Annotated in this window: 23 protein-coding genes; 8 read left to right on the forward strand and 15 right to left on the reverse strand. The window is 60.0% G+C overall.

The window, feature by feature from the left end:
- From AC0L2X_RS06355 to AC0L2X_RS06365, 3 genes are all read right to left on the reverse strand, one after another.
- The coding region (locus AC0L2X_RS06355) for a helix-turn-helix domain-containing protein (RefSeq protein WP_473599551.1) at positions 1-144 on the reverse strand (144 nt) is incomplete at its 3' end.
- A 53-nt stretch (positions 145-197) separates the two neighbouring features.
- Positions 198-587 (reverse strand): hypothetical protein, encoded by a 390-nt coding sequence (locus AC0L2X_RS06360; protein WP_473558725.1) that lies wholly within the window; start codon positions 585-587, stop codon positions 198-200.
- 96 nt (positions 588-683) lie between these two features.
- The gene (locus AC0L2X_RS06365) at positions 684-926 is read right to left on the reverse strand and encodes a recombinase zinc beta ribbon domain-containing protein (protein WP_473558934.1); all 243 of its coding nucleotides are present in this window, start codon (positions 924-926) and stop codon (positions 684-686) included.
- 525 nt (positions 927-1451) lie between these two features.
- Here AC0L2X_RS06365 and AC0L2X_RS06370 point away from each other — a divergent pair.
- Entirely contained in the window at positions 1452-2396 is a 945-nt protein-coding gene (locus AC0L2X_RS06370; protein ID WP_473558727.1) for a tetratricopeptide repeat protein, read from the forward strand.
- Positions 2397-2792: 396 nt separating this feature from the next.
- Here the strand turns inward: AC0L2X_RS06370 and AC0L2X_RS06375 are convergent, their stop codons facing one another.
- A complete protein-coding gene (locus tag AC0L2X_RS06375; RefSeq protein ID WP_473558729.1) occupies positions 2793-3734 on the reverse strand; it encodes a DUF4268 domain-containing protein in 942 nt (313 codons plus the stop codon).
- Positions 3735-3845: 111 nt separating this feature from the next.
- Between AC0L2X_RS06375 and AC0L2X_RS06380 the strand changes: the two genes are divergently transcribed.
- A complete protein-coding gene (locus AC0L2X_RS06380; RefSeq protein ID WP_473558731.1) occupies positions 3846-4514 on the forward strand; it encodes a hypothetical protein in 669 nt (222 codons plus the stop codon).
- Positions 4515-4950: 436 nt separating this feature from the next.
- Here AC0L2X_RS06380 and AC0L2X_RS06385 read toward each other — a convergent pair whose 3' ends face one another.
- Entirely contained in the window at positions 4951-5250 is a 300-nt protein-coding gene (locus tag AC0L2X_RS06385; protein ID WP_473558733.1) for a hypothetical protein, read from the reverse strand.
- Positions 5251-5428: 178 nt separating this feature from the next.
- Positions 5429-5824: a VOC family protein gene (locus AC0L2X_RS06390; protein ID WP_352488917.1), complete on the reverse strand. Its 396-nt coding sequence runs from the start codon at positions 5822-5824 to the stop codon at positions 5429-5431.
- Positions 5825-6043: 219 nt separating this feature from the next.
- Between AC0L2X_RS06390 and AC0L2X_RS06395 the strand changes: the two genes are divergently transcribed.
- The 3 genes from AC0L2X_RS06395 to AC0L2X_RS06405 all read left to right on the forward strand — a co-directional run bounded on the left by AC0L2X_RS06395 (position 6044) and on the right by AC0L2X_RS06405 (position 9177).
- Positions 6044-6349 (forward strand): ribbon-helix-helix domain-containing protein, encoded by a 306-nt coding sequence (locus tag AC0L2X_RS06395; RefSeq protein ID WP_473558736.1) that lies wholly within the window; start codon positions 6044-6046, stop codon positions 6347-6349.
- A gap of 126 nt (positions 6350-6475) precedes the next feature.
- A complete protein-coding gene (locus AC0L2X_RS06400; RefSeq protein ID WP_376703437.1) occupies positions 6476-7003 on the forward strand; it encodes a hypothetical protein in 528 nt (175 codons plus the stop codon).
- A gap of 161 nt (positions 7004-7164) precedes the next feature.
- The gene (locus AC0L2X_RS06405) at positions 7165-9177 is read left to right on the forward strand and encodes a sigma-54-dependent Fis family transcriptional regulator (RefSeq protein ID WP_473558738.1); all 2013 of its coding nucleotides are present in this window, start codon (positions 7165-7167) and stop codon (positions 9175-9177) included.
- Between the two features lie 102 nt (positions 9178-9279).
- On the opposite strand, the gene AC0L2X_RS06410 is transcribed toward AC0L2X_RS06405, so the two are convergent.
- From AC0L2X_RS06410 to AC0L2X_RS06450, 9 genes are all read right to left on the reverse strand, one after another.
- Positions 9280-9864 (reverse strand): DUF1097 domain-containing protein, encoded by a 585-nt coding sequence (locus tag AC0L2X_RS06410; RefSeq protein WP_473558741.1) that lies wholly within the window; start codon positions 9862-9864, stop codon positions 9280-9282.
- 93 nt (positions 9865-9957) lie between these two features.
- Positions 9958-11001, reverse strand: coding sequence for an NAD(P)-dependent alcohol dehydrogenase (locus AC0L2X_RS06415; RefSeq protein WP_023760304.1), 1044 nt, complete (start codon positions 10999-11001; stop codon positions 9958-9960).
- A gap of 36 nt (positions 11002-11037) precedes the next feature.
- Positions 11038-12669, reverse strand: coding sequence for a chaperonin GroEL (groEL, locus tag AC0L2X_RS06420; RefSeq protein ID WP_473599438.1), 1632 nt, complete (start codon positions 12667-12669; stop codon positions 11038-11040).
- 76 nt (positions 12670-12745) lie between these two features.
- Complete coding sequence (locus AC0L2X_RS06425) at positions 12746-13540, reverse strand: iron-sulfur cluster assembly protein (protein WP_352488910.1); 795 nt, start codon at positions 13538-13540, stop codon at positions 12746-12748.
- 5 nt (positions 13541-13545) lie between these two features.
- Positions 13546-14568 (reverse strand): amidohydrolase family protein, encoded by a 1023-nt coding sequence (locus AC0L2X_RS06430; RefSeq protein ID WP_352488909.1) that lies wholly within the window; start codon positions 14566-14568, stop codon positions 13546-13548.
- Positions 14569-14641: 73 nt separating this feature from the next.
- Positions 14642-15013 carry an MmoB/DmpM family protein gene (locus AC0L2X_RS06435; protein ID WP_236388125.1) on the reverse strand — a complete coding sequence of 124 codons (372 nt, stop codon included), beginning with the start codon at positions 15011-15013 and terminating at the stop codon, positions 14642-14644.
- A 17-nt stretch (positions 15014-15030) separates the two neighbouring features.
- Positions 15031-16089, reverse strand: coding sequence for an aromatic/alkene monooxygenase hydroxylase subunit beta (locus AC0L2X_RS06440; protein ID WP_473558745.1), 1059 nt, complete (start codon positions 16087-16089; stop codon positions 15031-15033).
- 50 nt (positions 16090-16139) lie between these two features.
- Complete coding sequence (locus tag AC0L2X_RS06445) at positions 16140-17201, reverse strand: 2Fe-2S iron-sulfur cluster-binding protein (RefSeq protein WP_473558748.1); 1062 nt, start codon at positions 17199-17201, stop codon at positions 16140-16142.
- A 52-nt stretch (positions 17202-17253) separates the two neighbouring features.
- Positions 17254-18927: an aromatic/alkene/methane monooxygenase hydroxylase/oxygenase subunit alpha gene (locus AC0L2X_RS06450; RefSeq protein WP_473558750.1), complete on the reverse strand. Its 1674-nt coding sequence runs from the start codon at positions 18925-18927 to the stop codon at positions 17254-17256.
- 464 nt (positions 18928-19391) lie between these two features.
- On the opposite strand from AC0L2X_RS06450, the gene AC0L2X_RS06455 reads away from it, so the two are divergent.
- Genes AC0L2X_RS06455 through AC0L2X_RS06465 form a run of 3 tightly spaced genes read left to right on the forward strand, consistent with a single transcriptional unit; the run spans position 19392 to position 21436 of the window.
- Complete coding sequence (locus AC0L2X_RS06455; protein WP_473558754.1) at positions 19392-19970, forward strand: hypothetical protein; 579 nt, start codon at positions 19392-19394, stop codon at positions 19968-19970.
- A gap of 12 nt (positions 19971-19982) precedes the next feature.
- Positions 19983-20294, forward strand: coding sequence for a hypothetical protein (locus tag AC0L2X_RS06460; protein ID WP_352488904.1), 312 nt, complete (start codon positions 19983-19985; stop codon positions 20292-20294).
- A gap of 44 nt (positions 20295-20338) precedes the next feature.
- Complete coding sequence (locus AC0L2X_RS06465) at positions 20339-21436, forward strand: WD40 repeat domain-containing protein (RefSeq protein ID WP_473599439.1); 1098 nt, start codon at positions 20339-20341, stop codon at positions 21434-21436.
- Positions 21437-21465 lie beyond the last annotated feature (29 nt).

Below are 21465 nucleotides of genomic sequence, written 5' to 3' on the forward strand. Positions count from 1 at the left end.
ATCCTTGTAGCGATTGAAGATCTTGTAGCCCGTCTTGCGCGAGATGCCGAACTCCCGGCACACATCGCTCATGCCTTGCCCGTCGAGAAGGCGAGCGACAAAACGAAGACGTTCCTCCATCACCGAACACTCTTTCCACGGCATCAACACCTCCGGCCAAAAGCCAAAAGTGTTACCCATGTGTCCGGTACAAAACGTCACCTATGTCTCGGGTCGCTCACACTGACGAATGTACTCCTGCCTTCGTCAGCGGGCCGTGTGGTGAGAAGGCCGTTCAGATAGCCTTTGACCTCCACCTCAACACCCGTCCCGTCATCCTTGCGGAACAGCGTTGCGGTCGAAATGATCTCCCGAAGGAAGTCAGCGCTCTCCGCGATGCCGGCGAGTCCTCCGGTCCTGAATGCTTCGTGCAAATCGCGCATTGCTCGCTCAAACCGCAGTTGCGCAGCGGGAAGAGACGACACCGTTTTCTCCGGCTCCGGCTGCACTGCCAGTTCGGCCTCTATAGCTTTTCGCCTGTCTCTCAGCGGCGGTAATTCCTTGGCAAGTTCAACGTCCTCGATCATGCCTTCGCGCGCCAACTTCATAGTGCGCGTCCACTCCCGTTCGACAATCTCTAAGTCTCGCTCCAACCTGATACGCTTCGCCGCCTTATCCCCAATCAGGCGCTGGCGTTCTCCCTGCTAGGCCGAGATGTAGGCGGTCAGATTTTCCGGTGACCGGAGCTTCGCTACGAGGCTTCCGACGACAAGTTGCTCAACCGTATCGAGGTAGAATGTTTTAGGGTCCGGGCACGTCCCGCTTTCGTGGTGGCCTGAACAGCGGAGTCGCGTCCGGCCGCTCTTGTCCTTCCCGGCCGTAGACATTCCCGCACCGCAAGCACCGCACTTAAGGAGACCTGTCAGCAGGTGCTTTGCCTTCCGCATTTTTGATGCGATGGCCGGCGTCACCTTCTCGCGGCGATGGGCCTGTGCGACCTCCCAGAGATCATCCGAGACGATGCGCAACTCTGGCACTGGAGTGCGCTTCCATTCGCTTTCCGGCTTTGACCTATCCAATCGATTGTTCGGCAAAATGCTTGGTAATTACCGGATTTGCACTATTTCGCATTCTGCGAGTTCTTCCCCACCAAAAATCATACCCTGCATGGAACAAAGTTCCTGCCCGGCGCAATTCGTACGCCGGGGCAAAAAAGCAGTAGGCTATGTGGGACAATGAAAGCGACCGGCCGGAGCACAGCTTTGTCCGGCATCTCGTACGTCAGACAGGCATTAGGGAGATCGAGGCGCGCAAACTCGTTGAGGCGATCGGCACCGAGTGGCGGTTACTCGTTCGGGAGGCTCGGAAGCTAAGCCGCACAAAATGGCTGCGCAGCCGTTCCGGTGGGCAGCAGCCCTGCTACGCCGTGAACTCACAAATACGGAATGACCGGGACGGGGTGGCAAGCGGAAATGGCCGCTTTCGGGGGGCAGCGCAAAAAAGCCGTCGCTCATGAGGCTTCTGCTGAAACGAATTGCCAATTAAGTTTCATATTGTTAGTGCCATCCGTGAAAGCCGATGGTACGCATCTCTACAAAAACTGGGAGAGGAAGAATATTGCCGTGCTGAAGCGTATTCTTGCCGGGTTCATCGTCGTTATAATGCTAGTCGGTCCGACGATTGCCGGGCCATTCGAGGATGGCGTTGCTGCTGATAAGCATGGCGATTATGCCGAGGCGGCAAAGTCGTATCGTCTAGCAGCCGACCAAGGCCATGCCCATGCCCAATTCAACCTCGGTCATATGTACGCCACCGGCCGAGGCGTCCCGAAGGACTATGTTGAGGCGATGAAGTGGTTTCGTCTGGCAGCCGGCCAAGGTCATCTGAAGGCCATTGCCAGCTTAGGCATCCTGTATGCCCAAGGCCATGGCGCCCCGCAGGACTATGCCGAGGCGGCAAAGTGGTGTCGTCTGGCGGCCGAACAAGGCAATGCCGAGGCCCAATACTTGCTCGGTTACATGACCGCCACCGGCCAAGGCGTCCCGCAGGACCGTGCCGAGGCGGCAAAGTGGTATCGTCTGGCGGCCGAACAAGGCAATGCCGAGGCCCAATACTTCCTCGGTTACATGGTCGCCAACGGTCAAGCCGTCCCGCAGGACTATGCCGAGGCGGCAAAGTTATATCGACTGGCGGCCGGACAAGGCCATGTCTATGCTCAGTTCGAACTCGGATTTTTGTATGCTACCGGCCAAGGCGTCCCGCAGGACTACGTGCTTGCATACATGTGGTCCAATTTAGCGGCGGCGCAGGGGCACGAGGTTGCGGTTCTGAACAGGGATGGGGCCGCCAGAAAAATGTCTCCCGACCAGATCGCCGAAGCACAGCGCCTGGCGCGAGATTGGAAACCCACGAACTGACAAGGCCTCTCCCGCTTCCACAAAGGCGTCGCATCGCAAGTCGATATGACAAGCTGGCAGAAAACTACCTCGCTGCCCTCAAACTCGTCTCCGTCCGAATTACGCGGTAATGCTTCTACCTCCCTGAATGCAGCGCCGCCTTCCCGATCAGAAACTTTGAGCTTAAAGGTGCTCAAATGCATGACGACGACACAGACCGGCAAGAGGCTGACTACGCCCGGCATCTTGCACGGCAGATCGGAATCTCGGAAACCGATGCACGGCATCTGGTTGACATGCTTGGTCCTAATTGGCCGCCGCTCATACGTGAGGCACGGGATATCAAAGCCTGCCGTAACTCGCCGGAAAGCCGTGAACCAGTGCATTGATCTCGTGACCCGCTGTGGGGCACGATGCTCATGAACCGATGTTGAGCTTCTTGATATACGGCTGAAGTGCAGCATTGAGGCGGTTCATTGCTGCAACTAGCGCTTTCTGAATACCCTCCCAATCCGCATCGGGAGAACGGTAGCCCCCCGCGATGTTGGCTCGTATGCGGCTACCGTGCTTTCCATCCAGCCGCTCCCAGCTAAGCGGGCCACCAAAAGCCGCTTCGATCTCAGATTTGTGTGCGGCAAGCTGATCAAAGATGGCTTTGTTGGCGGCCTCCGAACTCTTGCCACGATAGATGAAGAGTTCGGCCCCGGCATTGTCCTGGGTAACTACGTAGTTCAAGCTCAGACCACGGACGCCGGATGAGGCCGCGATCCAGGTCGTTTGGTTTGGCGTGAGATGCGCATGCAACTTTGCCTCAGGAAGCGCCAGCAAGCGGCTCCACCAATCGTGTCGAATGTTATGGCGCTCCGCGATTTCTTTCTTGGTACGCCCAATGTCCTTCGTCTCTTCCGAGGGACCTACGATAACTGTGAGCAACGGCGCGGCTGGTGAGACTCCTATGCGAACAGCCTCCACCTTGACCAAATAAAAATTGGCGCTGCTTGCCTCGTTGAGCCATGTGATTGCTGCGACGTGTTCTGGTCTCGGCTCCGACACAATCCACACGGCTGTCTTAGCCCCCATGGCCGTCAGATACGTGATCACCTTGCCAAGGTGGTCGTGATTGCTCTTCTCTAATTGGTTTTCAATGATGACGGTCGCCCCGAATTCGTCTTCGCCCACAAGATCGATGCTGAATGACCCGGCTGCCCGTTCGCGCTCCAGAGAGACCAGATTGAGGTCCATGACATCGTTGAGCACGTCGATGTTTTGCTGGAGCCATTGCGTGAAGTCATAGGCTTCGTGTTTCCAGACTTCGCGGAGCGCCACGCGTTCAAGTCGGCCGATACCTAGGTGATCCATAACTGCCCCTACGATGTAACAACGGCAGCACTATGGAGGCGATCCGTAAACGAACCGATCACGTTACTGGCGTAATTATTCGCAATCGAATGAACAATGCGGAGCAGTATCATGACGCGTGTGCAGCAGCCGGCGGGCCAAAGAGGTAGCCTGAAATGGATACAGCTTGCCATAAATCAGCACGCCCAAATCCTCGATCATCAAATCACGGCATTGATGGGCGAAACAGGGCCGATCACATGGCTATCGCCTCGGAGTGATGACGCCTACGCCGAATACCGCGATAGCGCGTTTCTCGACCTCATTGATCATGGAGGTCTCCGCGATCGGCTGTCGGAATTTTGGCCCCGGCATGGACCTCAATGGGACGCGCTCGGCAGGACAGCGTCCGGCTGCATCTTACTTGTTGAAGCCAAAGCGCACGTCGATGAAATCTGTTCGCCGGGGTCCAGCGCCAGCCAGTTAACGCGCTCGCTGATCGAGAAGTCGTTGGCAGCTACGGCAGTCCACATGGGTGCGAAGCCGCGAGCGACGTGGATCGACACTTTCTATCAACTCGCCAATCGCTATGCATATCTGCACTTCTTGCGCGCGAACGGTGTCGATGCCCGGCTGGTCCTTGTCAATTTCATCGACGACACCGAAAGAAAAGGCCCGACGAGTGTGGCAGAGTGGCAAGCTGTTTATCAGATCGTGGACCACGTCATGGGCGTGCCAAAGCGGCACCCGCTGGGCAAGTTCGTGCTGCACGTTTATCCGTCTGTTGCCGGATGGATGTAGTGGGCCGCGCATCTTGCGAAGGCAAATGAGAGTATGTGTCAGTCGTCGTGGGGACGTAACAACTGATCGTCAATTTGGCGGATGCGCCTCCGAATGACACCGACCTCGGAGAGGACGACGGCCGCCAACGCTTTACGCCAAGCAAGCAACACCGCCGTTACGAAGATGAACACGCTAACGAAGACGATAGCCGTCGAATTGCCCCGCACCGCATCCCCCCATGGCTGCCCCGCTAAGACCTAGCCCCAAGCTTCCACGGATGCGAGGCGCTTCTGACTAGGATGCTGCCCGATATGTGAACGGAACGCTTTCGGAGCGTTGGCTTTGGCTGTAGCGGCCACCCGATACCATCGGTCCCCATGTGTTTCTTCCCGGTTTGTTCGCTGTGGGGAACGCTTGTAGCGGTCTCCCGCTACCACCATTCCCCCCACTCCTTTTACGCCATGGGGAAGGCACCCTCGCCCAAGAGTGCCGTTAGACGTCCGGCGATTTCGACTTCGATTCCGCCGATCCTCGAAGGATCTCGAAACACCGTGACGGTTTCGATCAACTCCCGCATCGCTTCTGCGGACTCGGGATCGCCTGCCTCAAGGCCCTTGGCAAGCCCTGCTCGAAGTTGGTTTACTTGTTCCTCGTAGCGTGCCAGCACTGCAGGATGCAGCGCGATCACGCCGGTCGCCGCGGGCGCCTGATCCAGCTCAGCCACAATGCACTTGCGCTCTTCATTGAGCGTCATTGATTGCGGTCCCAACACGGTTGGGTCGCCATGGCCCTTGGCGATGGCGCTTGTTGGGCGCAGATCTGCCTGCAGGGGTCGTCATTGTTGTTCGGCTCTACCGCAGCGGCGCGTGGAGAGATTCACCAAAGCCACGATAGTCATAGGCGAGAACACCAATTCCGCTTGCCGCAGCCCTCTATTTGTAGCGGCCGTGGCGCTGCAGCACTTCGATCTGGTAACCGTCGGGGTCGCCCACGAAAAAGAACCGCGCAAACAGCCCGCCTTCGTGGTTGAACTCGACAATTTTTCGCGGATTGAGGCCTGCCGCCGCCAAGCGCTCGTGTTCTGCCTCTAGGTTGTCAACGCAAAGGGCGATGTGGCCATAGCCGTCGCCCAGCGAGTAAGGTTCTTCCCTGCCCTTGTTGATCGTCAGTTCGAGTTCGAAATCGGCTTCCGCATTGCGCAGGTAAACCAGTGTGAACGTGTCGAAATCCAACCGGTCCGCAACATCTAGTCCGAATGCGCTTCTGTAGAAATTGACCGACAGGTTCTCTTCCAGCACCCTGATCATCGAATGAATTACTTTCGCCAAAGGAGCCTCCGGTCTGCCGAGCGGTTTCGCATACAGTAGACCGTGGCCTATTGGCCGGAAAAAGGGTGGCAGCCGGTTAGCACGTCGAAAAATTGAGGCGTAAGGGCGGTTCACTCACGAAAGTCCGATTGCAGTCACCGCAAATTGAGCGGAAAATGCGCTGGTGGTCCCACGAATGGGTGCAGAAACTGCGCTTTCGCCAAAATGGGAGGTTTTCGCGTGTGTAAAGTCTTTGCGGGGCAGGATCCGGAAGGGTACCGGCTAATCAATCGCTCAGTTCGAATAGCTGGCCATTCGACAAGCATCCAGCTCGAGGCCGCCTTTTGGACGCTGTTGGACGAGATCGCCCACGGACAGGGGATGACGGCGCCGAAATTCCTCTCGACGCTTTACGACGAAGCACTGGAGATCAATGGCCATATCCCGAACTTTGCATCCATGCTGCGCACCACGTGCACACTCTACCTGCGCGACAGGCAACCGCTCGACAATGAATCCTCGGAACGCACGAACAAGGCAGCCTGACACGCGGCCATTACGTTCGAATGCCCGAAATCCCGTGTAGCAGCCGCCTGCTACCAGCGACCCGCATTTTGGCGCTATCTAATATCAATGGCGGATCTGGCGGGGGCGGTGTAGGCTTCGCCTCACATGAAGAAGAACGAGCCGTGTCAACGGCAACGCCGAGCGAATCTGGGAGGATTCATGGTCGAGATTATCTCCAAGCGGGATGGGCCGCGGCGCGAGGACGTACAGGTCAAAAGACTGATAGAGCAGAACCGCTCGACCATCGTTCGCCTTGCCGACCAGATTAGCGGCGGCGGCTATTCGGCTTCGAGGAAACCACGCCAGCAACCGAAAGCGGAAGGTCTGATCATCCATATTGGCGGCAGCGCGGCGCCTGTGGCCGAACCCAAGCCGTCCATCCAAGTCACCATGAACGGCCGTGTGATCTCCAAAGATCAGAACACAGGCCGCCAACTTCATCACATCGGCGATATCCGCAACCGGGACGGAGACCAGGTCTTCGTACTGGCGACGAAGCAGAATGGCTTCTTCTCGCCGGTCAACGAAACCGTCGCCGCAGCGCTTGCCGAGTTAGACGGATTCCGCCTCGCCGCCACCTACACCGAAGAACAGCTTGCCGCCGACATCGGGGCGAAACTCGGCATCTACTAACGGGAAGACACTTGGACGAAGCTTCTGTACGTCCAGGCCGCGACAGCTACAGCAATGGCATGCCCCAAAGGTTCCGTGATCGCTGAATGAAACGCGTGACAGGCCCTAATCAGATGAAGATAGATGCTCTTCCAGCGCGTGCGTCGGTGGCTGCTGGGCAGATGATTCTGGGCAACATCGACTATGATGAGCGTGCTACCATGCGCGCCTGGGAAAGTTTTCTGGCCGACGAGCCCACATGTGCGCGCGATCCAGTCCACCCACGCCACGTCCGCTCCCTCATTCACGATTCCTGGTACCGCAGCGCCACCGGCGGCATCAATGCTCAAGGAATTGAAGCGCCGCTGAGCAGCGATCGCGACGAGATAGAATACCTGACGCGGGCCAATGCAGAACTTCTTTCAGCGGCGCGGCGGTCGTTCGCCTCCCTTGGCCAGCTACTGGACGGCACAGGCGCGATGCTGGTTCTGGCCGACAGCGACGGCGTGTTGATCGACACCATCGGCGACAAGAAGACCCTGCATGACGGCATGGATATCCACCTCGCCATCGGCGGTAAGTGGAACGAAGAAGCCGTCGGCACCAACGGCATCGGCACTGCGCTGTGGACCGGCGAGCCAACTTTCGTCCATGCGGCAGAGCATTTCTGCGCCGGCATCAAATCCTGGACCTGTGCCGGCGCACCGATTCGCGATCCGCTGGACGGCAAGATCATCGGTGTGGTCGACCTGTCAGGCTATTCGCCGATCTTCCGGCCGCACAACACCGCGCTCGTTGCCGCCACGGCCCGGCAGATCGAAAAGGCGTTGGCCGAACAGCAGCAGGAACAGCGCACGCGCCTGCTCGAAGCCTTCATCTCGTCGGCTCCCAGCTACCGCCGAAAGGACGGCTTGGTCATCGTCGATCATCGCGGCCGTGCCATCTTCTGCAACAACGTGCCTGACGGCGAGACCACCGAGATGATGGACGGCCCGATGGAGCCGGGCCGTGGCCGCTGGCTGATGAACCTCCCGTCGTCCGGTTCCGACGCGGACCTCGCCAGGGCGCTACCGGCGCATCTGCGATCGTGCCACATCACGCCGCTCAAGCTCGATGGCGACCTCCGCGGCGCGGCGTTGGTATTCCCCCCTGTGCCAGCAGTCTCCAGCGTGGCGGTGGTCCACCGGGAAGTGAACAAACACCTTCAGGATGCTGTCGCTATGATCGTCGGTGAAAGCGAAGCGCTGGAGGCTGCCATCGACGTCACCTGCCGCGTCGCCCGGTCGACCAGCGTTGCATCGCTGTTGATCGAAGGCGAAACAGGTGTCGGGAAAGAATTGTTTGCGCGGCTTGTCCATGCCGGCAGCCGGCGCACAGCAAACGACCCGTTCATTGCGATGAATTGCGGGGCGATCACCAGGGATCTGTTCGGCAGCGAATTGTTCGGTCACGTCGCAGGCGCCTTTACCGGCGCCTCGCGTGAAGGCAAACCGGGCGTTTTCGAGCTCGCCAATGGCGGCGTCCTCAGTCTGGACGAGATCGGCGAATTGCCACTCGAGATCCAGCCGTTTCTGCTGCGCATCCTGGAAGAGCGCGTGGTCAACCGCATTGGCGACAGCCGCGGTCGCCCGGTGGATGTGCGCCTGGTCGCCTCGACCAATCGCGATCTCAAGCAGGAAGTTGCGGCAGGCCGCTTCCGTCGTGATCTCTATTACCGAATTGGCGCGGTTTCGATCACTGTCCCGCCGCTGCGCGAGCGCGGCGACGATGTGCTGCTGCTGATCGAACACTTCAACCGGCAGATCGCCACCGCATCAGGCGAGGACCCGCTGGAATTCTCGCACCAAGCGCTGGACGCGTTGCTCGCCTATCGTTGGCCAGGCAATGTGCGCGAACTGAAGAACCTCATGGCGCGGTTGCACATCTTGGCGCGCGGTGGGGCTGTCGGCGTCCAGGATCTTCCGGGGGAAATCAGTGCCGGCAATCGCCACAATGTGACCCTGCACAGCGATCATCCCGCAGCCATGCTCGAAGCCCCGGTGTGCACATTCGAAGATGCAGAATGCCAGGCGATCAAGAACGCGCTTGCCGCAGAGAGTGGCAATCTCAGCAAGGTCGCCCTGAGGCTCGGTATTTCGCGGCCGACGCTCTATCGCAAGCTGGGGCAATACGGCATCCGGCGCGGTTTCATTTAGACCCAGGTCCGTTCACCGGCACAAAAAACCCGCGGCATTCGCGCCGCGGGGTTGGGAGATTCGTCAACCGAGTTTGCCCTCAGGCAGCGGTCGCGGGCATGATCAGGCTTTTACGACAGCACCCGTCACTTTCTCGGAGACGTAGCCGAGGATGTTGCCGAGGATCAGCGAGATAACCACGGCGGCCGCAACCTTGGTGATGCCGCCGATGCCTTCGCCATAAGCGGCGGCACCAAGTAGAAAAAGGGCGGCAGTCGTTGCATAGCCATAGACTGCTGACGGAATGGCGCTCAGCAATGGCAGCTTGGCGGCGAGTATCAGGACGACGATTGAAATGCCGACGCAAAGCCCGGCCATGATCGCCGTAGCACCAATGGACGTCAGTGCTATCAGTGCGCCGGCGGCGCAGACCGCTCCCCAGAGGTTTGCAACCGCCGAATTCTTGAAACCGGCTTCCTTGCCGCCACAGTGATAAAAACTCCCCCAGCCTACAAACACCGCCCAGATCAGCAAATAGGGGTTGCCGATGGTGATGGCCGTCCACGTTGCAATGCCGCCCATAATGCCGATGACGACAGCCAACCCTGTGATAAGATCCAAATTGTCCTCCCGTTTTTCCAAAGCTCGAAGCAAACAAACTCGTTTCAGGATCGCGCTTCGCTGACGTCCCGACACGCAAATCGCCATGGCATCAGCCACACGGCTCAGGAAGAAAAGCTTGCCGGGTCAGGCAAGCAATCAGGCCGGCTGAGCCGCCGGTTCGCTCGTGTCCCCAATGTTTCAGGGAACGATGACGCCACGTCCGGTGAACCGCCGGTTCTTGAAATCATCAAGCGCGGTGTTGATGCTGGCGAGGTTGTATTCGGTGTAGTGCATCTTCACCTTGCCGTCGGCGTTGAGCTCCATCAGTTCGACCAGCTCGGTAAAATTTCCGACCAGGCTGCCGCCAATGTTGATCTCCTCGATGACCAGATGCGCGGTCGGCACGTTGATGTTGCCGCCATAGCCGACGACGAACAGTTGCCCGCCCTTGCGCACCATCTTCCAGCAGATGTTCTCGACGCCGAGTTCGCCAACGAAATCGATCACCACATGTGCACCGCCACCGGTGATCTGGGCGACCTCCTCGACGACGTTCGGCCCGCCATCGAGGATGAAGTCGGCGCCCAGATCCTTGGCCAGCACGCGCGCCGCCGGCTCGCGATCGACGGCGATGATGCGGCAGCCCGAAATCGCGTGCAGCGATTGCAGCGCGATGTGACCTAGCCCGCCAATGCCGAGCAGCACGCAGTAACTCCCCGGGCGAAGGAGTTTTGCCGCGCGCTTGGCGGCGCGGTAAGCGGTGATGCCGGCATCGGCCAGCGGCGCCACCTCGATCGGCGTGATGTTGGCGTTGAGTTTGATCAACGAGCGTTCGCTGGTGATGAAATATTCGGCAAAGCCGCCATTCATGCCAAGGCCGGGAAACTGGCCGTTGTCGCAGTACATATCCTCGCCGTGCCGACAGTTTAAGCAGATGCCGCAAGAGCGGAACGGATGGCAGATCACGGCGTCGCCGCGCTTGACCGATCGGACGCCGCTGCCGACCTCCTCGACCCAGCCGGCATTTTCATGGCCCATGATGTAAGGCAACAGCGTGCCTTCGGGATCCATGGTCGGCTTCCACACGCCTTCGATGATGTGCAGGTCGGTGCGGCAAAGGCCGGCGGCACCGACCCGTACGATCACTTCGTCGGGGGCGGTGATCGTCGGTGCCTTGACCTCCTCGATCCTGAGCTGGACGTTCATCTTCGGATCGTATTCGTACAGTCTGGCAGCTTTCATCGTCCTATCCTTTCACGTCGAGATTGTTCGGATTGCTCAGGCGCGGCCGAGCTTCTCAGAGCCGCCGCCGCGAGCCGGTCCGGCCGTCGGGTCCTCATCCTCGGCGAGATGGCCAATCAGCGTTTCGGTGGTCAGGATCAGCGTCGCCACCGAAGCCGCGTTGGCGAGCGCTGTGTAGGTGACGCGGACCGGATCGATGATCCCCGCCTCGAACATGTTCTGGTAGCTGCCGGCAGACGCGTTGTAGCCGTAGCCGCCGTTGATGCGCGTGACTTCGGCCACGACTGCTTCGGGATCGGCGCCGGCGTTGGCGGCGATGCGCCAGAGCGGCCTCGACAGCACCGACCGCACTAGGCGCACGCCTTCGGCGACATCGCCCTCGACGCCGTTCGCCACCTTGTCGAGCAGCGGCGCAATCTGGGCAAGAGCTGAGCCGCCGCCGGCGACCACGCCCTCTTCGGATGCGGCGCGTACGGCATTTAGCGAATCCTCGATAAGCTGGATGGTTCGCTTCTGCTCCACTGGCGTGACACCGCCGGCATAAAGAATCGCGGTGCCGCCGGACAGCTTGGCCAGGCGTTCGCGCAGCTTGTCCTGATCGATGTTCGGCGGCGAGGCTTCATACTGCCGCTGCACCTGGGCGCGGCGCGATGCGATCGCCGCATGATTGCCGCCGCCGCGAATGATCGAGGTGGAGGACGAACTGGTCTTCACCCGGTCAGCCGTCCCGAGATCGTCAGCGGTGATGTCTTCCAGCCGGCCGCCGAGGTCGCGTGCGATCACCTTGCCGCCGGTGATGATCGCCAAATCCTCCATCATCGCCTTGCGCCAATGGCCATATTCCGGCGGATGGACAACGAGGTATTTTCCAGGTCCCTGCTTGCCGAGCAGCGTCACCACCACTTCCGGCGACATTTCCTCGGACACGACCAGCAACGGCCGACCACTCTGGTCGACAATGCGGCGAACCGCATCGAGCTGCTCGGGCTCCTTGATCTTGAGATCGGTCATCAGGATATAGGGCCGTTCGAGAACCGCCTCCATCTTCTCCTGATCGGTCACCATGTGATGAGAGAGATAACCGCGGTCGAAGGACATGCCCTCGACCACATCGAGCGTGGTCTCTGTGGTGACGCTGAAGTCTGTGGTGATGACACCTTCGGCTCCCACGCGCTGATGGGCTTCCGCCACCAGTGCGCCAAGCTTGGCATCGGTCGCCGCGATGTTGGCGACCGAAGCGAGAATGCCGTTGCCCTTGGCGGGCTTGGCCGAAGCCTTGAGCGCGGCCACGACCGCCGCCACGGCAAGGTCGATGCCCTTGCACAGATCGACGGATTTCACCCCGCGTTCATTCGCGTCCACGCCACCCTGGATAAGAGCGTTGGCGAGCACGATGGCAGTCGTAGTACCGTCGCCGGCCACCTCGTTGGTCTGCATCGAGACCTCGCGGACCACCTGTGCGCCCATGTTTTCGAAACGGTCGTGCAGTTCGATCTCGGAGGCGATGCTGACACCGTCACGGGTCACCATCGGCGTGCCGATCGGCCGGTCGATCATGGCGTTCATGCCCTTGGGGCCGAGTGTCGGCTCGACGGCGGCGGCCAGGCGAAAGACGCCGCGGGCGAGAGCACGGCGGGCTTCCGAGTTGTGAAGCATTATTTTGGGCATGATTCCTCCTTCCGCCTTACGGGCGGGTTGTTGGTTCGGGGCCTCGTGCAAGGGAGGCCGTTGTGTCAGCTCTGCTTCAGGCGGTCGGCGCAGTTCGTGCCGGCACGCGATCCATGATGAAGTCGACCAGCGTCGGCTCGCCGTCGACCACATCCAGTTCCTTGTATCTCGTCTGCTTGAGCCCACGGCACAGCGCGCCGTTGAACTCCATGTTGACGCGCACGCCGCGCAGTTCGGCGAGATGGGCACCGAGCGCGGTGGGCAATATGTGTTGCCCTTCCCATGTCACGAAGACAGGATCATCCACCCGGCGGTCGGGAAAGCGTTCAAGAAGAGCCGCCCTGTATCTCGGCTTCTGGTTGGCCGCTTCGCCCGGTTCGAACCGCGCGACGTCGTATGCCGGCAGGTCCATATCGAGCATTTCCCGATCTGTCAGACCGTGCTGCCGCAGCCCGCGCAAGACCGCCTCCTGGCGGCGCTTGAATGCCTTCATGCTGAAGGTTTCGCGCAAGGCGCCGAGATCCTGATCGGCGGCAAGCTCGGCGAATATATCACCGAACGTCTTGCCGGCTTCCATGCCACGATTGACCTCTTCCGCGAACATGTGATCGTGCAGCTTGACGCTATAGGCGGGCGACCACGATAGCTGGTCGAGCGCCTTGCGGACGCCATCCAGCATGAGGAACGCGAAGTTGGGCGAGCACCAGTAGGTCGGCAGGCGGAAGTCGATCTCCACGCTGCCATCGCTCCTAACCTCGGCCCGTTCGACAAAGCCCATCTCGGTCACCGGTTCGTCGAGTTCCGGGTCATTGACCTCGGTCAGCCGCCGCCAGACCTCTGCCTGGCGGCTTGGTATTCTGGCGGCGCCCATCGTGGTTACTCCGCTGCGATGCTGAAGGGGGAGCCCGCGAGTGCCTTCTTCTTGGCATCGATGTCGATGTCATAAAGACGCGCGGCGTTGAGGCCGAGGATCTTCTCCTTGATCTCGTCGGTGAGTTGAACTCCGCGTTCGGCAGCGATGTCGTCGGGGATCTGATAGGCCCAAAATTTCTCGACAAGCCAGCGCGGCGTCCAGATCGCGTAATCGGAACCGAACAGGATCTTCTCCGGCCCGAGCCAGAAGAGCAGTTCGGCGATGACCTCGCCGAAATAGCGCGGGCGGGAATGGATGAAAGGCAGCGCTACCGCGAGCCCACCGTAGACGTTGGTTTCCTGCGTCGCGATCCAGCAGAAATCGTCGAGGCGCGGCAGGCCGCAATGCTCGATGATCCAGTTGAGGCCCTGGAAGTCCGTCGCCGCGTGATCGACGTCATGTACGTCGAAGGCATCCTTGCTGAGCGGCAGGATCGTCGGGCCCTTGTGGACGTGGATATTCCTGATGCCGAGCTTGTCGCAGAGTTCGAAGCATTTGTAGGCATCGGGGTCGGTGAGCTTCCAGCCCTTGGAGGCGCCGTTCCATTCGGCCGTGTACATCTTCACGCCCTTGACGTCGTATGTCTCCTTGAGGAAGTGGATGTACTCAAGCGCCTTTTCACCATCGCGCGGATCGAAGGCCCCATTGACGATGAATCGCTCGGGATAGAGCTTGGCCACCCCGGCGTTGCGCTCGATCGTGTTGAAACCGTTCTTGTAGAAGTCCTTGAGATAGGTCGACTGGACGATCGCCACATCATCGGGACCATCGATGAACAGATCGCGATAGAGATCGTCGGCACTGTATTTCTCGAACTTGCTCTTCTCCCACAGCTGGTCTTTGGGGCTCAGCCCCGTGTGATAGGCGTAGAAGCAATCAATGAACTGCTTGCCGTGGACATTCTTCTGGTTCTCCGGGCTGCCGTCCCAGAAATGGGTGTGGCCGTCGACCACGAAAATGTCCTTGCCTTCCGGTGTCCTAAACATTCTTTCCTCCGCAAGATGCGTGTTGATCGGTTGGGCGTGCCGCAAACAGGCGGCACGCCTGATTTTTTGCCGGCTATTCGATGTATTCGAACATCTCGTCCATGTTGCCGAACAGGATCACGGTGTTGTCGTCGATGCGCACCATCCTCCCGTAGTGGGTGGAACTGTTGACCTCGAAGGTTTCCGCCGTCATCTCGCGGCCGAGATACTCGCTGATTTCGTCCATCTTGAAGATCAGCTTGCCGGTTCCATCGATCCGGATCATCGCCGGTTGGTAGGTTACGATCACGTTCGGCTTCAGGCCCATGAATTCGGCGATGGCTCTGGCCTCGACCGAGTCGTTCATGGTGACGCCGCACTGATGCGAAATCGTTTGTTCGAAGGTGATATCCTTCATCGACCTGAAGATGTTGGATTGCGATGCGTCGCGTGCTGCAGTTGACATGACGGTTTCTCCCTGTGTCAGCGCTTGAGGCCGAGTTCGCCGAGGATCTGGCCAATCCGCTCTTCGGATTTGGCGCGGACGTCCGCGAACGCGACTGGCTTGGAATGCGGCATCGACCAGATCGGCTGCAGGCCGGTGGCTGCCTTGTCGGCGAGCGCGCCGTGCTTCTTGACCCAGCCCTGGAAGAGCTTCTTGTTGGCGGCGCCATGCTTCTCGTCATTGGCGAGCAGGTGCATGAGGTCGATCGTGTTGGCGAGGTTGCGCTCATAGTCGGCCTCGGCCGCCGAAATCACCGCCGGCGTGATGAAGTCATGGTTGGCGGCTGCGATCTGCATCAGGAAGCCGGAGCGGAACACTTCGCCCACCAGCGGCTCGAAGATGATGTTGATGGCAAAATACTGCTCGAGATAGTCGGTCGCGCCCATAATGGTCTCGACCGCTTCGCGCGTGCCTTGCCAGTTCTTGTCCTCGAGCCAGGCCTTCTTGCCGAGCTCGTCGTCCCAGTCGGGAAGATCCATGCCGATCTCGGCAAGGTAGAGCGTGATGTCCTGGGCAAGCCGCAGCTTGTAGGACGAGTTGGTCAGCGTCGCGTTGTTGATCATCTGGGTGTAGCCGTAACGCTGCGCCTGCATCAGCGAGGTGCCGAGCCCGAATTCGGCATGTTTCCAGGCGCCGAGCTGTCTCTGCAGGATCTTGACCCAGGCCTTGTCGAAGGTCTTCGGGGTGCCCGACTTGCGCGCGTTGTTGATGACGCTCTGCACCATCGTCTCGATCTTTGACTGGCGCTGGTAGTGCGTGCGCTCCCACTCCTGGTCGGGGGCGCGGAAGGCATGCCAGTTGGAGCTCTGCGCGGCGGTGTTCTGCTTGACATAGGCGCCCTTGCCGTCAGCGAAGGAGATGATCCAGTCCTGGATCAGGTAGCGTTCCGGGTCGGGCTGCACGTCGACCGTCATGTCCTCGTAGTGAGTGGCGCGCTGGCCTTTCGGGTCGAAATACCGGTACTTCCGGCTGTCGGAGTCGGCGAAGACCGCCGCGCCGGCGGCTCCGGATCCGACTGAACTCGAGGTTGCAGGCATAGTCTCTCTCCCTTGTTGCAGTTGTCGTTGGCCGTGCGTCGGCCGCCCCCTCAATGGGCCGGCGTTGCACCTGCCGATGTGGTGAACTTGTCGAAGAAGATCCGCTCGGTTTCGAAGCCGTTCATAAACAGGACCGGCTGCAGCGCATCGATCATCGGCGGCGGACCACAGGCATGGACATCGCCCTGCCCGTCGACCGCCAGTTGCTTGAGCTTGGCGTCGACACTCTGGTGCACGAAGCCACGTTCGCCTTGCCATTCGGCGTCGTCATTCGCGTGCGACAGCACAGGGATGAACGTGACCTCCGAATGCTGGCCGACCAGCTCGGCGATCCTGTCGAGATAGAACAGGTCGTTGCGGGTGCGGGCGCCGTAGAAGAAATAGACCGGACGCTTCTCGCCGCTCTTCAGATGGTCGTTGAGGATCGACCAGATCGGCGACATGCCCGAGCCGGCGCCGACCAGGATCAGGGGTCCTTGCCGTTCGTCGCGGCGGAAACAGGTTCCGTAAGGTCCGACGACGGTGACTTCGGCTCCGGCTTCGATGCCCCCGGAATCGAGTTGTCCGGAAAACTTTCCCTCAGGGTATTTTTTGATGATGAAGGAGAGTTTTTCGGTTTGGTCCGGCGTATTTGCCATGGAGAACGAGCGCGTAATCGTCTCCCCTTTTTGCGTGGTAACCGTGATGTCGACATATTGCCCCGCCCAGAACTTCATCGGCGAGCCGAGTGCGATCTCGATGCCGCGAATGTCGTGGGTCAGGTGCTCGATCCGAGCAATCCGGCCCTTGTACGTCTTCACGGCGATCGCTTTCGCCAGAATCTCCTCGTCGTAGTTGAGAAGCTCGACTTCCAGGTCGGAGAAGGCGATGCAGCGGCACAACAGCACGTGCCCGCTCTCCTTCTCCATGTCGTTCAGCGCGAAGGTCGAGTATTTCAGCATGTCGACTTCGCCGTCGAGCAACACGCTTTTGCAGGCCGAGCATTGCCCTTCCTTGCAGCCGTGCGGCAGGGCAATGCCCTGGCGGAACGCGGCGTTGAGCACCGTTTCCCCATGCTCGACATCGAACTCGACGCCGACCGGGCTGAGCCTGACCGTGTGGGTTTCCGACATGCGGGACCTCCAGTGAAAGCAAGGGGCGGGACGAACCCGCCCCTTGGCCTGATCAGTTGCAGGGGGCGATGGTGAAGCCCTTGGCGTATTCCGCCAAGTGCTTCTCGCGGTCCGCGGGCGACATGGCACGCAGCGCGTTGAGCGGCGATCCGAGCGTGTTTCCGCGCACATCGTCGAGCGTCCACATCTCCTTGTCGTCGAAGCGCAGATGCGGCTGCGGAACCAGCGTCTTGCCGTCGGAACGAACGAAGTTCAGATCCTTGATCGCATCGGCCAGATCCCAGCCGTCATAGAGCGTCTCCCACTCGCGCTTGCCGCTGAAGCGGCCCATCGCGGGCGTCGGACGGCCCTGATACTCGTCAGCGAAGGCGACCGTTGCGGTCCACTTGTCGAGTTCGTGGGCGAAGGTGTGCAACTGGCCATCGATCTCGCCGACAACCATGTCCTCGCGGATCAGGCAGGGTACGAGGCAGGACCAGCAGCGGTGCGGGTAGACGTAGCCGACGTCGCTGTTGAACAGCAGCACCTTCTCGCCCTTGTGGCTAAGCTTGGCGTACCATTTCCAGAAGTCGCCGAACTCAGCGTACCAGCCTGGATACTTGTGCTCGAACCACTCGAAGTCCTTGTCGGTCTGGGCCTCGATGCGCCAGAAATTGACTGGCCAGCCGACTGCGAAGAACTGTCCGACCTTGTGGACATAGTTCTTCTTGGTGATGCGCTCCCAGGCCGCCTGGACGTCGTCGTGATGGACCTTGATGCCGTATTTCTCGAGCGGCAGCATGTAGGTGCGGTAGTAGTCCTCATAAATCCAGCGGTGCCACATTTCCGCGTACGATTCCTTGTTCTTGTCGCGGTTGGTGGTGCCGTATTCAATGAAGGTGCCGATGGCGGCGTCGACGATCGCATGGTTCTGCCAGAAGGCGTATCGCAGGTCGCGCTCAAGCAAGAGGTGGTTCTCCGGCTCCTTGAGCGCCGCCATCAGCAGCGAATGGCCATTGCCGATATGCCGGCTCTCGTCCGACTGCACCGACAGGAAGACGGTCGGCAGCGCATAGTCGCCGTTGCGGGCGGCTTCCGAAGGCATGGCGACGAACAGCGTGTTGGTGAAGGCGGTCTCGGCGACCACGGTCAGGTACATGCAGGCGGCGGTCATCGTGTCGCCGGTGATGAAGCCTTCCGCGAACTGCCGGCCGATGGTCGTGGCATAGCATTTTCCGAAGGCTTCCTCGGTGATGTCGAAGCCGGCCGGATCGATGTAGTTCTCCATGTACCATTTCTTCAAATTCATCTGGATCGTCGAGTGGCGGAACTCGTCGATCATCTGCATGGTGAACCCGGTCCTGAGTTCCTCGCCCGGCGCGATACGGGCGACCATCGCCATCGAGCGCGCGGCCGAGATTTCCGGGAAGGGGATGATAGCCAGGAAGAGCTTCATCCACTCGACCCAGCGCGGCTCGACGTTGCGGAACATGTCACCGCGCAGCGCCGCATCAAGCGCGCCGTAGACCCGGTTGTCCTTCTCTTCCTGCATTGGAAAATAGGACCGCAGAACCTGCTTCATCGGGTCGCGCGGCGTCTTGTTGATCTTGTAGTCCGTCGGAAACGTCATCGCCTCCTGCACGTAGGAAGGATTCCAGCCGAGATCGGCAATCTTCTTGGTCGCCTCGCCGACGGAGATTCCGCGTTGCGAGGTAATCTTGTTGAGCGTCAGAGACGTCATGGTCATAAGCCTCCACCAGGTTGAGCCGCAGGTCCTTGACCCCGGCATGAAGCGGCGCACAGCACCGCAAGTGAGAGTGCGAATGGCACGGCAAAGGGTTGCGCAGTCAGGCGCGACTCATGGTCCGGCCATTCAAGTGGATCGCGGCAAAGGTTTTAGAGGCGTCTGGCAGGGATCCCCGGAGCCGACCGAATGTGCGATAGGCGTCTCGAAGCGGACGTGACTGGTTCCCTGCTTCCTCCGTTCCCTCGTTCTTTTGGCACCGCGTTGAAAGCGCGATGGGCTTCTTATGGGATTTACAAAGCAAGTGCCGTGCCAATTCAAAAATGACGTCCATGTCCGGCATTAAAACAAAAACTGCGCGCTTTCGTTGAGGGATATAATTTCCAACTGTAACGTTCTTTTACAATTGTAACGTACGGATGTAATAGTTGATATCTATTCGCAATTGCGATATATCTAGTTAGCAGATGCAGCAAATACGAAAAGCGCACGTCATCTATTTAATTTATCTCCTTTCTCTATTATTTAAGGGCGATGGCTCACGGGCGGGGCCTGCACTGGAGAAAGACGTGGCAAACGACAGTGACAGCAGGCGGCCGCCTGGGCCGATGTCCAACCGGGCCGACGGCGTCACAGGTGATCTTGTCAGGCTGATGCCCCGCGACCTGGTCTTTGTCATGCGCTTCCTGGGAGAGAGCCAATATCGCCTGCAGAGCCATTTCCAGGACTTCATCCGGGCTGAGCTTGCCGCCGGCGGCGTCACCACGGACACACATCCGATGATCCATCTGTTCATCGAGAACCATGCGACCCTGTTACGAGACTTCGTGTTTTCTGGCGTTTCGCTGTCCCGCCAGTTCCGCGTCGACGAGATCGAGCGCCTCACCGGCGATACGACATCGATGATCCGCGTCGACATCTGGGATCAGCTCAAGAGCCACATCGAAACGGCCGAACAGCAGTTCCATTCGCAGGCCGGCACATTGCCCAAATTGCTGTCGGCTTTTGAAAAACCTCCCGGACCGATGACTGGGAGCGAAAAATGACAGGAGGACAAGATGGGCCATCCTGCCAGGCGTGACGTGCTGCTCGCTCGCCGGCTCGACCTTGTCGCCAATGTCTCCGCGCTCACCGCCGAGGCGCTGCGGCTCAATCAGAAGCGCGCCGGCATTGAGATGGATGTGTTGCGCCTGGAGCTCGAAATCGGCAGAAGCGCCGCCAGCGCGCAACTGGTGCAGGACTTGCATGAAGCCGAGGAGAGAGCCGCTGCCATCATGCAAGCATGCGCGGCGTGCGAGGAACGCATCGTCGCTGCGGAAGGCGAGGTCGAGGACGTCGATCGCAGCCTCGCGGCGACGGATGGGAATTGAAGGAGGAACCAGCCATGAACCAGCACGCGATACAGAACCTGACCTTGTTCGACCTGCTGGCGCGAAGCTGGCGTCGTCTGTCGGCGATCGCTGATCTGCGCTTCAGCACCGACGGCATGGCTGTTGCGTTCACGTGCGTGGACGGAACGGTCGCAATCGCCGCAATCGCTGACAATGAACCACCGGAGACGCGGATCAGAGTGAGCGGCGATCTCGGCCAGACGACGATCCGGCCTCGGGAAAGGTTACCGGCGCCGTTGATCGCCACCGTCACATTGGGAGATGGCGATCTCCCGCTCGCCAGCTACCTTCGGTCCAGCTTCCTCGTGGGAACGGCGGCAGGCGAAGCAGTGCATCTGACCGCGGACGGCAACACGATGGAAACGTTGGTCACGGTTGACGGACCGATCGTCGCCATCGACCACAGCCCCCGGACGGCCATGACTGCCGTCAGCAACGGACAGGATATCTTCCTGTCACGCGGCCACAGCGATGCGGGGAGGCTGCGACACGGCACGACATCGTCCACGGAAGCGATTGCCTTCTCGCCAGACGGACGGCACCTCGCCTGCGGCTTCGATGATCGACTGTCGATCTGGGCGTTGGAAGACCGCGCTACCCCGATGCGCGACATTTCCCTTCCGGCGCGTCCGGTGTCCATACGCTGGAGTGACGACGGCACGCGGCTGGCCTGCGGACTCGAAACCGGAGGCTTTGCCCTGGTCAGGATGATGGAGGGCCGCGCCGATGTCGTCGCGGGATTTCCATCTCCGGTCCGGACAGTGTGCTGGAGCCTGCCGGGAAACGCGCTGTTTGCCTCTGGCGCCTTCCGGATCGCCGGCTGGTCGATGGTCGCCCCGCCGCTTGACGGCGAAACCTCGGGCGCGCTTGAGACAGGTCGCGCTGGGCTGGTCCTAGTTGAGGCGGTAGCGGCGCATCCGGAGAAAAAACTGATTGCGGCCGGCTATGCCAACGGACGGATCACCATCGCCGGGATCGGCGCGCGAGACGAACTCCTTGTCAGACCTTTGGGGAGTGCGGTCACCGCGCTCGCATGGTCCGGCGACGGACGGCATCTGGCGGTAGGCGCTGTCGACGGCACCGCCGCGATCGTTACCTTTCCCGCGCAGATGTTCAAATAGCGAACGCAATCCGTATGAAACAGGAGGAT

The organism is Mesorhizobium sp. WSM4828, from assembly GCF_055811175.1.